General features: G+C 30.2%; 9 protein-coding genes. 1 reads left to right on the forward strand and 8 read right to left on the reverse strand.

The window, feature by feature from the left end:
- Window positions 1-37: 37 nt before the first annotated feature.
- The 6 genes from essC to BR66_RS23385 are packed head-to-tail and all read right to left on the reverse strand — an operon-like array spanning window position 38 to window position 10,680.
- Window positions 38-4,621, reverse strand: coding sequence for a type VII secretion protein EssC (essC, locus tag BR66_RS0107690; RefSeq protein ID WP_026882397.1), 4,584 nt, complete (start codon window positions 4,619-4,621; stop codon window positions 38-40).
- Between the two features lie 34 nt (window positions 4,622-4,655).
- On the reverse strand, window positions 4,656-5,438 hold the full coding sequence (locus BR66_RS0107695) for a PP2C family protein-serine/threonine phosphatase (protein WP_026882398.1): 783 nt from the start codon (window positions 5,436-5,438) through the stop codon (window positions 4,656-4,658).
- Window positions 5,439-5,447: 9 nt separating this feature from the next.
- The gene (locus tag BR66_RS0107700; protein WP_026882399.1) at window positions 5,448-7,040 is read right to left on the reverse strand and encodes a DUF6382 domain-containing protein; all 1,593 of its coding nucleotides are present in this window, start codon (window positions 7,038-7,040) and stop codon (window positions 5,448-5,450) included.
- A gap of 35 nt (window positions 7,041-7,075) precedes the next feature.
- Window positions 7,076-8,413, reverse strand: a complete 1,338-nt coding sequence (locus BR66_RS0107705) for a DUF6382 domain-containing protein (protein WP_026882400.1) — start codon at window positions 8,411-8,413, stop codon at window positions 7,076-7,078.
- A 23-nt stretch (window positions 8,414-8,436) separates the two neighbouring features.
- On the reverse strand, window positions 8,437-8,727 hold the full coding sequence (locus BR66_RS0107710; RefSeq protein ID WP_026882401.1) for a hypothetical protein: 291 nt from the start codon (window positions 8,725-8,727) through the stop codon (window positions 8,437-8,439).
- A 12-nt stretch (window positions 8,728-8,739) separates the two neighbouring features.
- Window positions 8,740-10,680 (reverse strand): serine/threonine-protein kinase, encoded by a 1,941-nt coding sequence (locus BR66_RS23385; protein ID WP_084156402.1) that lies wholly within the window; start codon window positions 10,678-10,680, stop codon window positions 8,740-8,742.
- 388 nt (window positions 10,681-11,068) lie between these two features.
- Between BR66_RS23385 and BR66_RS24760 the strand changes: the two genes are divergently transcribed.
- Window positions 11,069-14,845, forward strand: a complete 3,777-nt coding sequence (locus tag BR66_RS24760; protein WP_051624142.1) for an Ig-like domain-containing protein — start codon at window positions 11,069-11,071, stop codon at window positions 14,843-14,845.
- Between the two features lie 140 nt (window positions 14,846-14,985).
- On the opposite strand, the gene yjeM is transcribed toward BR66_RS24760, so the two are convergent.
- Both yjeM and BR66_RS0107730 read right to left on the reverse strand, forming a co-directional pair.
- Window positions 14,986-16,482, reverse strand: a complete 1,497-nt coding sequence (yjeM, locus tag BR66_RS0107725) for a glutamate/gamma-aminobutyrate family transporter YjeM (RefSeq protein WP_026882402.1) — start codon at window positions 16,480-16,482, stop codon at window positions 14,986-14,988.
- Window positions 16,483-16,641: 159 nt separating this feature from the next.
- Window positions 16,642-18,447 carry a penicillin-binding transpeptidase domain-containing protein gene (locus BR66_RS0107730; RefSeq protein ID WP_026882403.1) on the reverse strand — a complete coding sequence of 602 codons (1,806 nt, stop codon included), beginning with the start codon at window positions 18,445-18,447 and terminating at the stop codon, window positions 16,642-16,644.
- Between the last annotated feature and the right edge of the window lie 220 nt (window positions 18,448-18,667).

Genomic DNA, 18,667 nt, shown 5'->3' on the forward strand with positions numbered 1-18,667 from the left:
AAAATATCAAATTAGTATGCTATTTTTTCTTCTGTGCCTAACTCTTATTATTTAATTCATTTACATAATCCATAAACTTAACATCACCTTCAAAAGGTGTTGGAATCTTAATTGGAATAGGCCTCTTGTTAACTACTAAGTAGCCTTCCCCTTGCTTTAATATTTTCCTTGAATATTGGAAACCTAGAGTTACATCGCTGAATACTGTATCAATATTTTTGTTAAAGATTATCCCTGTCTCACATGCTTTTATTGTCTTTTCAAGACCTTCCCATGCTCTTGTAAATAGTGACATATTGTCTGCAATTATTACATGTACTCCTATACCTTTACTATTACTAATTATCCATTCTATATCTGAATAACTTGCCGCACTAAATCTATCACTAAAACCAGAAATTGTGTCTATTACAATAATTAAATTTCCTTTTTCTTTTACAACCTGATTTTTAGCTTTGCCACCATAATCCATTCTAAGTTCCCTTAACATTGTTTTTCTCGACCTAACTTCATCCTTAATAATTTTTAAACTCTCAGTAAGCTGGTCCACTGTTTCTATATAGCTACTTACACAATCTAATTTTTGAAGGGTGAACATTCCAAGTTCTTCAGAATCAACTATAAATATTTTGTTGTTTTCTTTTTTAGCTGTTTCTGCTAATGTCATTATAAAACACGTCAAGAAATTTGTTTTTCCACAACCAGACTCCCCAGAAATAAGCATGTGGTCTACATCTATAAGATTAATAAATGTGCTTTCAAGGTTATCCGTGTTTACGCCTACAGGAACTATATTGTTATAGTTAAACCCTTGGGCTTCATAACTAAGAAAATCATTCCCATGTAGAAATTCATGTAGTGGCAATATTTCCTTAAGTACAGGCAATTTTTTTACTTTTATTTTTGGATTTTTATCATTTATCTTTTCTATTTTTTCTCTAACTTTTTCACTCCAAGCAAATTCATCTGCATTAACTGGAAGAGCAGTTTGAAACTCTAATACCTTTTCTTTTTTAAATAATCCTCTTCCTTGAAGTTTGTCTGGTACCATGCCATTTATTCTGCCAAATATTTCGTTGTATTCTGCATTATCATTTAAGTTGTATGCAAGGCTAAACGTTATGTTTTCTCTTATCTTATTTGTTATTGAACTAATGGTAGTTGATGTATAAATAACATGCATTCCAAGACTTCCTCCATCTCTTATTATCTTTACAACGTTGTCTAAGAAATCAGGGTATGTTGAGTTAAATACATTTAAGTTATCTATTGCAAATATTATATGTGGAATTGTGTTTCCTGTTTTATGATGATAATCTGTTAGACTAATTGTTCCGGTTGAAGCTAATAAATTTTTTCTTTCATCTATTTCTTTTATTAGAAAATTCAAAAGTTTGCCAGCTCTATCCATATCCTCCCCAAGTACTACTTCTCCCGTGTGGACCAAAGGGCTAAACAAATTTAGTGCACCATTCCCACAATCTAAAATATAAAAGTTCAAATCACTTGGTGAATTTTTTTCTGATAATCCTAAAAGTATAGTTTGCAAAAATATGGTCTTACCCATACCCGATGACCCATACAGTGCTACATGATTTTCCTTTTCTATATCTACTTCAAAAACCTTTTGACATTGATTGTAAGGATCATCGTACATTCCTATAATAGTTTTTAAGTTTACGTCTTGGTTACTGGCAACTTCACTTTCAATTTCCTCTAAATATATTTTATTTTCTAAAGGTGGAAGCCATGGTAGTTTTAATTCATAGTCCATGTTATCTTTGCAGTGATCCTCTATTGCATCTATTATTTTAGATAAATGTGTTTCGTTTGTAGAATTTTCTTCTTTTATCTTTTCTCTCATGTCAGATCTAGTTCCATCTAAATTCACCATTAAAATTGGTTTCTCTTTTTTAATCATATTTTTCTTATACTTTTGTCCTGAAAAAGCAGATTGAATCAATTCATATATTATGTCGTGTCCAACTTTTATGTAAGCTCTTCCTGGATTAGATATACCCGCTGCATCTGGCTTTCCAATAACAGCCCTACTGTCCTCAGTGTCTTGTACTCTTAGACATATCTTAAGGTTTGTATTTGTCTCTATTTGTGGGTCAACTATACCTGATGGTTTTTGTGTTGCCAGTATTAAATGCACACCAAGGCTTCTCCCAACTACTGCTACCTTTACAAGTTGTGCTATAAATTCTGGATCATTTTGTTTAAGTTGTGCAAATTCATCTACTATTATTATGAGATGTGGCAAGGGTTCTTCGTGCTTTAATAATTTATAATTTTTTTGATATTCATCTATGTTGTTGTAACCTAAACCTGTAAGTATTTTTTCTCTTCTTTTTATTTCACTGTCAATTGCCGTTATAGCTCTATAGGATTGATTGCCTTCAAGGTTTGTAACTATTCCTACTACATGGGGCATAGTTTTAAATATGTTAGACATACTTCCGCCCTTATAGTCTATTATTAGGAAGTTTACATATTCAGGACTAAAATGAACACCTAAAGATGCTATTATGGTTTGAAGCAATTCACTTTTACCTGAACCTGTTGTCCCTGCTACAAGACCGTGAGGTCCATGCATCTTTGAGTGTAGATCCAGATAAAATTTTTCTCCACTTTCTCTTATTCCAATTGGAACAGCTAAGCTCTTATCTGAGTTTGACTTGCCCCATAGACTATTAAAATCAATTTCTTCTGGATTGTTTATATCTAGTTCCTCAAATAGTGATATTGAACTTGGAAGTTTATTTGAAAATGAATCCTTTTTTATTCTTAAAGGCGCCATTGTTCTTGAAAACTCCATAAGTAATTTGCTATCGATTCTATCTGGTCTAAAATAAGATTTTAGTGATGAATTTTGAATATTGTAACTTACCCCTTCACCTTCATCAATATTTATTATATTAAGACAGCTTCTTGGCAAGTTCCCTAACTTATCAGATAAAAATATTGTTGTTATTTCCATGTCTTCTTCTACAGTCAAAAGGAACTTCATTATAGCCTCATTTTCAATTAAATCTTTAGAACCTAATATAAATACAAAATGTGGAGTGAATCTATAGGTTTCATAGCTCTCATTACCCTCTAGTTTATTTTTTCTTTCTGAAAGCACATCATATAAATATGACAGAAGTTTATGAGATTCCTCTTTAGTTTTAGCCATAAATCTTAGCTTTCTATCTTCATCCCATACATGAGGAAGCCACTTTGCCCACTCCCAATTTTTTGCCTCTCTACTATCAAATATTGTTACTATCTTAACCTCATCTGGAGAATGATTTACTGAAATCTGAGTTATCATACTTTTTACTATTTCAAGTATCTTTTTTCTATTTCCAATTATAGCCGTGAGTTTATTTTCTTTTATATTAATGCTAATTGGCACATTATCTACAAGATTATACTTATCGGTAATCTTATCAGTTTCTAAAAGTAATGGATCCTCTTCAAAAATCTTTCTAGTCTCCGTCTTTATCTTTATGGGGAAATCCATATTTCCAAGGCCTACTCTAAGCTTTAAGAAATCTTTGTCTCCATAGTTTCTACCCCAAAGTCTTATATTTGTGTTTTTAACTCTTTTATAACTTTCCTCAAGGTCAGGGTTTTCATTTGATAAAACTAATCTCAAATGTTTTTCTGCTTTTGAAAGTTTTTTATCAATTTCTACCATGTAATCTCTATATTTAAACTTTCTCTTCTTACTCTTCTTTTTATATATAATTTTTTGCCCAACATAACTTCCAGCATAAACAACTACGCTAGCTCCCATGCCTACCGCTAGAAGAGGGCTTGAACCTGAACTTTTACTTCCAAAGGATGTGGCCAATGTAACTATTAAAAATGCAAGAGACGGAATTACTGTCATCAAACTATAAAGTGAAGGCTTAGTAGGCATATCTGATGGATTTACAATACTTAAGTCATCTTTTTTTATTTCAGGATAAATTCTTGGTGCCCTTTGCACAAATGGATACTCTTTAATAAAGTTATCATCTACTAAATCTCGTTTTCTTATCTCTGAAGCTCCATAGGCCACAATATATTCACCATGAAACTCTATTACATATCCACATATGTTTATAACATCATCTTTAAATAACATTGCTCTTGTCACAATCTTTTTATTTAAAAATGTCTTATTAGTACTATTTGAATCTACAAGAACAAACTTACCCTTATCTTCAAATATTTCTGCATGTTTTTCAGATACCTTTGCATCTTCAAATACAATGTCATTAAAACTACCTCTTCCTATACTTAACTTTATATTCTCTTGTAGAGGTATAGTTACTACCTCTGACATATTTTTTATTTGAAATGCCATAATACTAATAGCACTCATATTTTTAATACCAAAATTGAAAATTTCACCATGCTCTAAAGTTGCCTTAACTTCTTTACCCTCATAGCCTATAATCTGATTACTTTTTAGCGTCCAATTATTTTTTTCAAGTTTAATTGTTATTTTAATAACTTCTGTGCATAAAGTTTCTATATAAACTTTATATTTTTTTCTGTTACCTATGGATACCCTTTTGTTACTATTGCTTAAAATGACCTCCTTTAAATTTCCACCATAATATATTAGTAATTTCATGTCCATATATTTTATCACCCACTTCCCCTATACTTTTATTTTAAATCTTATTTTTAACTCCAACTAATATAACCGATACGTTATCAGTTTCTCCTCTATTTCTTACGATTCTAACCAATTCTTCTGCTGCAGTCTGAAGTATTTCATTATCAAGATCTTCATGATAATTTATGTTAGCCAGAATATCTTTACTTTCAAGCTTATTGTAGAAACCATCACTACATATGATAAAGATTTCATTTTCTTTTAATTTATCTCTCACTGAAAATACATCTAATTCATTTTTTACACCTACACATTGCATTAGTACATTTCTTTCATTGCTTTCTTTTGCCTCTTTTAATGTCATCATATTATTTTTAACTTTATAGGCTACATAAGAATGATCTTCCGTTAGTTGAGTAATTTCATTTGTGATACTGTATATTCTACTGTCCCCAACATGAGCAATATAATATTTATCCTTGTATATAAATAGCACTGACAGTGTAGTGCCAACCTTATTCCCAATGCTGAGCCCATATTTAATTATATTTTTGTTTATAACCATAATTAAGTCAGTTAATATATACTGCAAATCTTCTTCCAAATTTTGTTTTAGTAAGTATATTAATTCGCCTTCCCACCACTGCTTAAAGCTTATAATAGCCATTTTACTAGCTACTTCTCCGCTGGATAATCCACCTAACCCATCACAAACAATAAACATTCCAAAGTCATTATTTTCATCTTCACCAATTTTTATTAAAATATTATCTTGATTAACCTCTCTTATATCCCCTTTGTCACTAATAGCTCCAGCCATTAAAATAAACTCTTTCATAGAACACCCCTAATTAAACTTAAATGTGTAACAACAATTAGACAGTTTAATAACATCATTTTCTTTAATTTTATATAACTCGTTACTTTCAAGCTTTTTATCATTTATGAAAGTACCGTTTTTAGAATCCATATCCATTATGTAATAATTAGAATCCATCTTTTTTATTTCTGCATGTACTTTACCTATTGATCGATTATCGCTAACATAGTCAACAAGTTCTGTGGATCTACCTATCTTAAAAATATCTTTATTTATATAAATTTTTTCTATCATTCCCGCTTTATTGGTAATTAAATATGGGAATTTCTCATCTATAGATTTTTTTGAATAAGACATTTCTGAGACAATTTCACGTTTTGACATTTTTATACCCTTTTTAGAACTTAGAAAATTATGATCTATTCCTTCTGTCTCTTTGCTGGTAAATGCTAGAGCTGAGGTTTCCTTACTATTTCTCTTTAATTTATACATGTTGCCCTTTCTAATCCTACTTAATATTAATAGAGTTGAAAGTATTACGTCTACAATCCATAAACCTATGATTATTGCATACTTAATGTGATTATCCATTGATTTAAATAGCTGTAATTCTATAATTGTCCATGCTATTACTACAAATTGAATAATTGACAAAATAACAATATATTTAATATTTAATTTGTTATTCTCTTTCTCCTGTTTTTCTAACATTTCACTGTTATATCTACTCTCTAGTTTTTCTGGTTGTTTAATTGTAGTCATAATCATTTCAGTTTTGGGACTTAATAATTCACTAGGTTCAGATATTTGAGAGAATATTGGTTCATTTGCTTTTATTTGTTCATTCTGTGCCTTAGGTGCTTGGGGTGAATCCATCTTTTCCTCATGTGTTTTTTCGCTATTAATTTTCATACTTGCTGTTTGTGGAGTACTGCGAGCTTTATTGTCAACTGGTTCATGGCTAGGCACTTCTTTATTCTCAGCTTTAAATTCCGCCCTAGGTATATCAAAATCCATGGGCTGCCCACTGGAATTTTCATAATGCTCACCATGATAATAGTTTTGTAAGAATTCTTTAAGTATTAAAAAATCTAATTTTTCATCTCTAAGGAGGCTTAATATATCCGTTATAAAACTAACATTTTCTGTATTATCAATAGTTACCACATCAACAATTAATTTTTTAACTAAAGCTTTAAATTGCTCTTCTAAATTATTTTCAAAAATATCCTCCACCGGTATATATAAAAGATATATTTCACCTACCTCATTATCTACATAAATATATTCTGGTTTCATAACAAAATTTGTATTAGAAAAAGAGTATTCCTGGGTTTTTTTAATGCCTCCTAATATATCAAGCAATATTTGGGAAAATTCACCCACTTTTATAGTTCTACCTTTTAAGTATTTTTCTAAAGATATTTTATCTGTTACATCATATGAAATATCTAAGCTGTCTTTATCCATATTTAAAGTAACTGGCAATAGGTTTACTAATTGGTTATTGATTAAGTTAATTTGATAGCCAACAGTTTTATCCATTTTATTCAGAGATAAAACAACATATTTTTTTTCTACTTTTTGCTTTGAAAAATTAAGATCCTCATATTTCAACATCTTCATCTCCTCTTTCTTAACTTATAAGCCGTAAGTCATGTGGTAAAAAACGTGTACTCGCTATTGGCAAATAGAATAATGTCTTCATTTTTTATCTCATACAATTCATTACCATTTAATTTTTTTCCATTTACATAGGTTCCATTTCTAGAATTTAAATCAACAACATAATACTTATCTACTTCTTTTCTTATTTCTGCATGTATTTTACCAATGGCTATATTTTCAGATACATAATCAACTTTTAATGGCATTCTGCCAATTCTAAATTTTGATTTGTCAATATATATTCGTTCTAATGTACCTGCCTTCTTGCTTAAAAGGTAAGCTACCCCATGATCCAATAGTTCAGTTTCAAATGATATTTCTGTTATTATTTCCCTTTTAGATGTTTTATTTATCCCATTTATTTTTCGTAGTTTTGACCTAATAGGACTTCCATCTAATTTATTTTCTAGGCTCTTATTTTTTTTAACACCATTATTTTTAATAAAAACAAATACTAAAATTAAATCCATAGCTATAATAACCACTATCACCGCTATCATTACAACTCCAAAACTTCCAATCATGGCAATTAACCCTACAATTCCTAAAACAATTAGCTGCAAAAACATGATTAACACATTGTCTATAGATGCTTTGGTTTCATCTTTTTTTATATTGGTTATTTTCTTCACAGTGTCTTTATGTATTGTTTTATTATTAATACCATTATCTAAATTTTCAGACTGATTTTTTATGTAATACTGATTTTCATCTTCCATACTACCTGTATCACAAGGAGCATTTACATTTTTCTTTTTAAGTTCCTCCATATGATTTTTGAACTCAACCATATTAAATTCATCTTTTCTTAAATGGGCTAAAGTTTTTTGTATTACATTTTCAGAATCTTTCTCATCAAAACTTAGGTAATCAATAATTAAGTTCTTCACCATATCTCTATACACAAGATTAGTATCTTCTAATACTTCCATTTTGAATGGGCAATACAGTAGATAAACCTTCAAATTCTTCTCATCTATAAACAAAGTATCTATATTAATTAAAAATTTCTTTTCATCTAAAAAGTAATTTTTACACCCAACTAAACAGTCTGCTAAATTTACTAATATAGTTATAAATTCACATTTTCTAAGAGTTTCATTCTCTAAATATTTTTTAATTGGAGTTTTATTGGTAATGTTGTACATTACTTTTATTTTGTCATTAAATTGCTTTATTTCTATGTTTAAGGCACCTGAAGTTGGGTTTTTGTTAATTGTTTCTACTTCGTAATTAACTATATCTTGTTCATTTTTCAAATATGTTACTATATAATGTTTTGTGGGATCATTTTCAAATTCAAACTTCAAAGCGTTTTTATCCATAACTTTCTCCTACTCATATTTTTTTATAATAAACTAGTATCATCACTAATTTCTTCATCTAAAAGAGATGTGTCTTCGTTGTTTCCCCCAGTAAGATCCATGGTGTCATATACATGTTCTTCTCCATTATTGTCTGTAAGATTAGCACTCCTCTGGTTATTAACATTTTCATAATCCACAGTTTTATCTTCTGCTTCCTTGTCGATACCTCGTTTTTTACCTTCTAGTTTTATAAAATAATACAACAGTGCAGCACTTATTATCATTCCTATGATGCCTACAATTATTTTTATAACATTTTGTAAAATAACCACTAATGTGACCTCCTACTTAATTAATCCCTGACTTTTTAAATCGTTATATTTTTGTTGTAAATTTATAAAATCTACATCATTGTTATTATGATTTTTTGTCATAGTTAGCTTATAATAATTACTAAAATTACTGTAATCTTTTTGCACATTATTTTGCTGAATATACTGATACAAAAGTGCCAATTCCATATAACCTTTATAATCATCAGGGAACATCTGTATCTCTTTTAAAAACACTTTTTCACTCTCTATCATGTTTCCTAAATACTTATATATAATTCCAAGTTTGTAATAAGAGTCTGATAATTGGCTTCCTGCTGCGATTGTGTTTTTATAATTCTCAAGTGCCTTATTTAAATAATTGTTGTACTGAACTGGATCTGGCTTTAACTGTGTTGCTTTGTTATAATAAGCTTGCCCTAACTGCTGGTATAAAACAATATTACTTTTATCAGGGGAAAGAGTGTTTGCCTTTTCTAATGTAATAATTTCTTTGTCCGTATTATTATTGTTACTTTCACTAAATTGTTCTGGATTATCTCTATATATACCAGCTAGAGTAATATATGCATTTATCTTAAAATTAACATCAGAACTAGTTTGTACATAGTCTTCTAGTTTCTTAACAGATTTCACGATTTCATCTGTTTTAGTTACATCCATTACTCCTAGTGCCTGTGCTATTGGCCTATAATACTTTAATGGTTCTAAACCTTCCAAATCGGGATTTTTTATCTTAGTAAAGTATTTGTATGAAGTGCTATAATTTTCATTCTCAAAATAGGCCATTCCTATTTCATAGAGTAAATTGTCATTCTTTAATAATTTACTATTACCAGATGTGATATACGTTTCAATAAAGTCTATACTTTGAGTTTGCTCATTGTTTTTTAAATATGCCGCTATAACCTTTATATAAGCATCTGCATTATTTGAATCCTTAGCTATTGCATTCTTAAAATTATCAACTGCGGAACCTGTGTTTCCTTTGGCTGTTAATTTATTTCCATTATCTATTGATTGGTTGTACTCAGCTGCATATTGATTTTTCACTCCAAATATTCCATTTACTACTAGAAGCAGTGATAAAATAAAAATTACAATAGTGCTTGAAATCTTAATCTGTTTTTTTCTGAGTTCATCTTTATATTTTGAATTTAATTTGTGAATGTTTTCTAAATCATTAAGTAGTTCCTTAACTGATTGGTATCGTAGAATTGGATCCTGATGGGTGCACTTATCTATAATTATTTCTATTCCCTCTGAAAGTGATGGATTTATCTTTCTAACCTGTTTAATTTCAAATGGTGGATCATTAGGTCCTTTACCTGTAGTTAGGTGGTAAAGTGTTACTCCTAAACTATATATATCTGTTCTTGCATCTGTCTGATAACTTCCATATTGTTCAGGAGCCGCATAACCTTTTGTTCCAATATATGTTGTGTCAAGGGAGGAATCTTCCTTATATTCTCTAGCAATACCAAAGTCTATAAGTTTTATTCTACCATCCCCTGTAAGCATTAGGTTCCCTGGTTTCATGTCTCTATATATTATTGGATTAGGTTTTTGCTGGTGCAAATAATTTAGCACATCGCAAATTTGTTTTGCCCAATCAATTACAGTTTCCTCGTCAATTACTCCCTGTTGCTGGAGTTTTCTATCAAGGGAAACTCCATCTATAAAATCAAGTACTACATATATATTATCCTTTTTATCTATTATATCTACTATCCTTGGAAGCGCTGAATGATCTAATCTTTTTAATATATTTGTTTCAGCCATTAAATCAACTTTAAGACCATCACCACTTTTAAAATTTTTATTTACTTCTTTTATTGCCCAAAGCTTTTGTACATTTATATCTTTTGCAAGATATACCGTACTCATCCCACCTTTTCCAAGGACATCTATAACCTGATATTTATTTTCAAATAGTGTTCCAACTAGATCCACAAAATGCACCTCTCAGCATAACCCAATATATTTTTTTAATTTGGATATGAAATTTTCTTCTGAACTTATCAAGACAAATTTCTACAAAATAATATTATTTAAAATTTTGTTTAATTTTAGGTTTGAAAAAGTTATAAATTTAGTGGTAATTTGTAATTTATTTTATGATTTTTGTGTTTTTTTTAAATTAGTTTGTATTTTATTAAAAATAAATTTGCTTTTTATTACAATATTCCATAAAGTATAGTATGTGGACATTGTACCACAATAACCCTGTAAATATTGATATTTCAATTAATCATAGGATAAATACAGCTTTATTATTAATTTAATACCTATTCGTCCTAATATTTTACATAAAATAAACAAAACCCAGGAGGAAAAAATTTTGAACAGAAAAAAAATATCATCAATGATTTTAGCTTTTTTAATTATTTCAAATACAATTCCTCAATCGATTGCTTTGGGTGCTGTAGTTAATCCAACTGCAATAAACAGTATTTTAGCTTTAAATAGTGAACAAAAATCCTTTGCAGATATATCAAAAAATGCGGTTAATAAAAATACTGGATATACTCCCAGCATTCAAAGTGATACAGTAGCTACCGGTGCTGATTTTTATATTGCTGACAATCAAAAATATTTAAAAGTAAATAGTTTTAATTCGAGGGCTATCATCCCAACTGTTAGTCTTACAGCAGATACATTAACAACAGCTAAATATTTGGATTGTAAAATAACCACAGTCGACAATTCACAAAATCATATTGTAAATGTAGTAAATTCTAGATATGAAAATTTAACCACAGGCGATTATGCTTTACCTTCCATTAACACAAGCAATCTAAAATCAATAACCATAGCATACAATGTAATTGATTCAACAGGAAATATTATAAAACATGCAAAGCAAACCATCAATGCAGATGTAGCTTCTCCAACATTAACTATTAAAAATGTGGACTTCAAGCTGAATCCATCTGGTAGTAAAATATTAACCCTTGCTATACAAGAAACTGGAGATTCATATACTAATCTACTTACAAACCCTGCGGTGTATTTAAATGACACGGAAGTTACGGATGCCATTACTAGTTATGATAGTACCAATGGGTATTATAAAATTTCTACTACCATACCTTCAAATTTACCAGCTTGGAATTTGCAGGTATCTGTATCAGACGATTCTTTAAATATAGGTAGTACTTCTATTAGTAATGATGCATTAATTAATTTTAACAACATGTCAAAAGATATACTTTATGCAGGAACTGATAATAACGTCCTAGGTACATTACCTTCAAATGGAAATATTAAAGATTTAACAATTAATGATGGAAGTGTAGCAATTACTTCTAACACCTTTAAATATAAAAATATTTCACAAGGTGACATCCTAGCTAAGTACAATTATGGACAAGATAATATACCTGTAATGTTTACTACGAAATTCAATAATTATACTCAAAATCCCACATTCACTGTAAATGGTGAAAATTCAATTAGTATAAAGAATGGTGGAAATACATATTTAACAACTAATAAACTTAATCTAGCTGTTAATTTAAGTTCAGTAATTAGTTTTGGTTTTGTTATAGACAGCATTAAATATGATTATAATAATGCAACTTCTGATGTTAATTTTACCAATAAAGATAGTAGCAATTTCTCTGTAGACAATTTTCAACTTCCCAATGATGATGAAAATAAATCCGGGAAATTAACCATAGAAGCACATGATGCTCTTGGAAATGAATCTGATTTTTCCTGTAATGTCTATACTTCAATAGCAAATGGTGTTAAAACCCCAAATACAAACTTAAATTCACCTGCTATGCCAACTAAAGATCCTAATGGCGTTCAATATTTTGCCGGTGAAGTAACTCCCTCAGTAGATGCCTCTAATCCACTGTTAGATTTAGCAAAATCAAATTTTACACTTCAAGACTATAATAATTTCGCATTTACTCAATTAGGGACTTCATCTGTGTATTACCTTAACGATGCTGGTAATATAAAAAATGAGAATAATATTTTTTCTTTTATTTCTCCCATCCATGACGGTATATATAAACTTTCAACAAATTTATATGATATAGGTGGAAATACTTCTACTACAACTTCCTCTTTTATTGTTGATACAGGTGATGTTACCCCTAACATTTCAGGAATAAAGGATGGAGATAAGGTTAACGTTCCTGTTACACCAATAATTCATATTAGTGATGAATTCCTAACTGGAGACGATGTTGGTATAGGTAAAAAAATCAGTGCTACTTTAAATGGTCAAAATTATAATCTAACTTTTGTTAACAAGGTAGGAAACGCTCTAGAACTGACAGGAGATCCTATTACAACAAACTCCCCAAAAGGAGATCATTATGATTTAGAGGTTTCAGCTTCAAATATAATTAATCCCACGGTTGTAAAAAAGACAACTGTAAATTTCATACTAGACAATGAAGCACCTAAAATTACTTCCAGTGGCGCAGAAAATGGTAAATATTATACCGGTCAAGTTAATCCAGTGCTTAATATATCTGATAATTACAGTATTTTAAACCATAGTATAACTATAAACGGTAGCCCTTATACCGGTAATACTTCTACAGACGCTAATGGCAATATTGTATTTAGCGGAGATACGCTGTCAGCAGATGCAACCTATAAAATTGATGCCACAGCAACTGATGAAGCTGGTAATACTTACGCTTATGAAACTATATTTACAATAGATAATACAAGACCTACCATAAACATATCCGGAGTTCAAAATGGAGAATATACAAATAATTCTTCTGTTACTCCAACTATTAAAATAAGCGACACAAATATTGACTCCTCACAAACAAAATTTAATTTAATGAGAAATGGACAAAGTTTACCAATAAGCCCATTATCAGATGGCAATTTATATTCCTTCAATTTAGAAAACGAAGGTAACTATACTCTTAGTGTTACGTCTGTAGACAAAGCTGGAAATATATTCACTACAGAGCCAGTAAACTTTACTATAGATAGAACTCCTCCTATACTTAATTATAATTCTTTAGATGGCGCATATATTAACCATAGTTTTAAGCCATCTATTACCACAGAAGATACTAATGATTTTATAAGTGAATTATTGATTAATGGAATTGCCTATAACCCAAATAATATACCTGATTTCATAAATAATATGCTTTATCAAATCACTGTACAAGGCAAAGATAAAGCTGGAAATTTATCTGAACTTAAAACCTTTAACTTTACAATAGATACCGTAGCACCTGCATTAAGTATACAAAACTTAATGAATAACTTTTATTACAATAGAAATGTAGGTCCCAATATAACCAGTACAGATATAAATCCGGAGTCTTTTACTATGACTCTTAATGGCGCACCTTACAACAATGAACCAGTTACTAAGGAAGGAAAATATGAATTAGAAATTACTTCTATTGATAAAGCAGGAAACGTTAGTACAAGGTCAATAACTTTTGTTATTGATAAAACGGCTGCAAGCATAACAATCGGTGGTTTAATTAACAATTCTATCTTAACAAGCATAATATCACCATTAATATCCATTAATGATTCTAATGCGGATGTTACCATATTGCTTGATGGACAAGATTATCATGGTGGTCCCATAACAACTGATGGAAAGCACACACTTATTATTACCACAGTTGACGAAGCTGGAAATATTAGTACGAAGATTATTACATTCTTTTTAAAAGCCACAAAGCCAACCATCAACATAAATAATGTTGAAAATGGATCTAGTTATGATCATTCCATAACACCTGTAGTATCCTTTTCAAAGGATGTAGTAGCTGATGATACAGTTATGCTTTTAGATGGTAAATCTTACAACCAGGGCGATGTTATCTCTCTATTAGGGGATCATGAACTTGACATAACCGTTAACGATTATGCCGGAAATAAAGTTACTAAAAAAATTAAATTTACTATAACTAGTACTAGTATAATAGCTGCAGTTGTGCCTAAAGCTTTGGCAAAAGCTCTACCTGCTAAAGTTATTGGTAGTAAGAAAAATCTCTCTATAGTTTTAGCTTCAACTCTAGCAATTATCATTGGAGGTTTCGGTATTGCTTTATTAAAACTAAAAAGTATCAATATTAAAAACACAAAAAAAAGTGATGAAGAAAAATAATGGAAAACTAATAGTTATACAATTAGCCATGTGAGAAAAAGAGCGTAAGTGGATTGATTTAGTCAACCTACTTACGCTCTTTTTAATTATATGGAAGAATATCCAAATACGAAACTATTTTATACTATTTCAGAATAATTTTAGCTTTCTCTTTTCATCTTTTTTTCATATCGTGCATACATAATAAATGCAACTATTGAAAAGAACACAGGACCGATAATCATCCATATAGTAGATTTTATATCAGGATTTTTTTGAAGTATTGGATCAATTATTGTAAATAAATTTGCAAAGAACACTGTTGCCGTTACTACAACTGCTGCTATTACTGCCACTGTATAGTTTTTATATATTTCAAATGGTTTTATTATTTCTTTTTTCTTCTTAAAACCGATAAATGCAATGGCTATAAACATATATGGAAGTGTCATTGCCACGTTGGTCATTAAAACAATATAAGAGAAAAACTGTGAAACTCCTTCTCCACCAAATGAAGTCAAAATAATGAATACAGATACCAATCCACACTGAATCCACATTGCATTTTTGGGAATTCCATCTTCAACTTTTGATATAAACCCATTCCATAATTCCTTTGGTGTTCCATCAATCAATTGTTTTAATGGAGAGTAAATCAAAGTAAAAAATGCGCCTGTATATGCTAAGAACATAGAAAGCCCAACGATTCTTGCAAAAGTGTGCCCTATTTCTAATGACAAAGCTTCTGTGAATCCAAAACTTGTCCCTAATGAATATCCTAGGTTTTGCATAATTATGTAAGAAATATTTGCTAAATTAATTCCATTTAAGCTTCCTAGTTGTTTCCAATTGATAAAGATACCACACATAAATATACCTACTGAATATCCTACTGCAATAATTATTGCAGATATCATCATAGCCTTAGGGAAATTTTTCTCTGGCTTTTCAGTTTCATCAACTAAACCACCAACTGCCTCTATTCCCCCATATGCAAATATAGCAAAAACTAGAAATGATAATTTATTTATCACAGAATTATTTGCTGGATTAGCTGAAGCTGTAAAGCTTGAAATTGATGTTATAGGTTGTGCAAGCTTTCCGCCGTGTGCTATAAGAACAATTATTGCCCCTATAAGTAAAACTACATTTAAAAGTGCAACTGCGGTACCACCAATTGACGTTACTTTACTTATTTTCTGAATACCTTTAGTTGCTATAAATGTTACAGTAATAACAAATATTATAGCAAGTATTCCAAGCATTTTTGTAGACTGAAGCCCTAAAAAAGAAAAGCTTCCTGTCATATCTTTTCCAAACATTAAATTTGAAAAAGGAATCCAAATCTCAGTTGCTACACTAACCATCCATATTACATAAGAGGCATACCACATGAATGTCCCAATAAAAGCAAACTTAGCTCCTATTGATTTTTCCATCCATGAATATATTCCTCCTTTCTCATTCTTAAAGGCAGCACCATACTCTGCCATCATAAATGCATATGGTATGAAAAAAGTTAGTCCTGATATTATATACCAAGGAATAGCTGCATAACCCATTTTGAAAAATCCTTTAGCTATGTTATTAAAACCAAAAACCGAGGTAAAAACCATTAATATTAATGGTATCAATGTTAATTTCTTTTTATTTGTCATTTTTTTGCACTCCTGTTGTCGTAATTTTTTGTCATACAATTAAATATTATATCCTAAAAAAAAATTCTTATCAATTCTATTAGATAATCTGTTTCAGATGCCTTATTGAAAATAAATCTAGCATATTCAGCATTTATTATTAAAATATCTAACTGAATATTATTTTAAAGCAGCATCTCCGCTTGAATTAAGATAGTCAAATATCTCTTTAAATAAATCGTGTGCTACAGGAGCCGCAACCTGGCTAGCATAATATTTTTGTGGATCTGGTTCATCCACCGATACAAGCATTGTAATTTTTGGATCGCTATATGGTGCCATTCCTGCGAAAGATGACATATATTTGCCAGGTGCATATCCCCCTGTTTTAGGATCTGATTTTTGTGCTGTCCCAGTTTTACCAGCAATATCAAGACCAGGCACATCAGCTGCTTCTCCAACGCCTCCTTGACCAGGAGCAACAACATTTCTTAGATATCCTCTTAATGTTGCTGTTGTAGCCTTATCTAATATAGTTTTTTCTCCTAAGTTACCATATTTTTTATCTACAACTGGTTTATTATTACTATCATTATGTTCAATTTGTTCCATAACATGAGGTCTAATCCAAGTTCCACTATTGGCCACTGAATTAAATGCTGCCAAATACTGAACTGCTGAAACAGATATTCCTTGTCCAAAAGCAATATTGGCAAGATCTACATTATTAGTTTGACTTGTGCTTCTTACTATTCCCGTTGTTTCTCCTGGCAAATCTATGCCTGTTTTATGACCCAAATTAAATAAATTTATATATTTAAATAATTTATCTTTACCAAGTAATTTTAGACCTAGATTTACAAACCCAACATTACTAGAGTTTTTAATTATGTCTGGAAAAGTTTGAGATGGAAAACCTATTTTATTCCACTCATTAATACGAACTCCATCAACTATTATATATCCAGGATCATTAAACCTAGTATCATCATTAACAACCTTTTCAGATAGTGCTGCATAGGATGTAATTACCTTAAAAATAGAACCTGGTTCAAAAGTATTTTGGACCGCGTTGTTTTTCCACAAATTCTGGACCGGAGTGCTTGTACCACTTATATTGTTACCTGGATTGTTAGGATCGTAATCAGGCTTACTTACCATTGCTAATATTTCGCCATTTTTAGGATTCATTACTGTAATAGTAACTGATTTCGCCGTATTATCCTTCAATGCTTTTTCTGCCGCAGTTTCTGCATATGCCTGAATCTTTTGGTCAATGGATAATTTCACATTTTTCCCGGCCACCGGAGCAATATATTGTGAATCCTCATATGGAAGTGGATTTTTTTTATTATCTGTTTCGAAAACTTCCCTACCAGGAATCCCCGTAAGCTCAGCATTATAACTTGCCTCTACTCCAGAAACACCATTTCCTTCTGCATTCGTATAACCAAGCGTACTCGCCAAAAAATTACCGTTTATATAATGCCTCTTTGCATCATCTGAAATGATAAGTCCCTGTATTTTCAGTGCTTTTATTGCATCGGCCTCAGTTTTATCTATTTGTCGTACTAGGGTTGCATATTTAACAGGATTTCCATCTGGTGATTTCATATATAATACATTTGTAATTTTCTTTGAATCAATATTTAAAATAGAAGACAGTTTTGTTGTTAAACTGCTCATTGACATACCGCTACTTCTCAAAGAAACCCTTAAAGCATTCATATCTATATCTACTCTGTATGCAGCTATACTAACTGCAAATGGATTTCCGCTACGATCAAGTATACTTCCTCTTTTAGGACTAATTGTTATGTCAGATCTACTCTGATATAACGAGTTTGTTTTATAGAAATTAGCATTAATATACATGACATAAAAAAGCCTGCCCATAATGGCAATAAAAACTATTCCGAATATCATTATTATTATTATTAACCTTTTAGCTCCAACCATCTTATTGGTATGTGGTTTTTTTTTCAAGATAACCAATCCTTCCAAATAAATTTCTAGTTTTTATGAAAACATGTACAATAATACTTAATGATATCATATTTCAAGTTATTTTTAAATGGTTTCATATCCCAAGGAACCATTTAAGTTAGGCTTTAATATATAAAATTTAATGGTTATTGAAAATTTTATGTTAACTCTTAACAATCAATAAAAGATAAGATTTGTAGATTTTTTAAACAGATCTACA

The sequence above is a fragment of the Clostridium akagii DSM 12554 genome (assembly GCF_000686725.1).
In the GTDB taxonomy this organism is placed as follows: domain Bacteria; phylum Bacillota; class Clostridia; order Clostridiales; family Clostridiaceae; genus Clostridium_I; species Clostridium_I akagii.

Excerpts from the sequence above, each read along its gene's own strand:
- essC (WP_026882397.1), bottom strand. The coding sequence starts at position 4,621 with ATGGACATGAAATTACTAATATATTATGGTGGAAATTTAAAGGAGGTC.
- BR66_RS0107695 (WP_026882398.1), bottom strand. The coding sequence starts at position 5,438 with ATGAAAGAGTTTATTTTAATGGCTGGAGCTATTAGTGACAAAGGGGAT.
- BR66_RS0107700 (WP_026882399.1), bottom strand. The coding sequence starts at position 7,040 with ATGTTGAAATATGAGGATCTTAATTTTTCAAAGCAAAAAGTAGAAAAA.
- BR66_RS0107705 (WP_026882400.1), bottom strand. The coding sequence starts at position 8,413 with ATGGATAAAAACGCTTTGAAGTTTGAATTTGAAAATGATCCCACAAAA.
- yjeM (WP_026882402.1), bottom strand. The coding sequence starts at position 16,482 with ATGACAAATAAAAAGAAATTAACATTGATACCATTAATATTAATGGTT.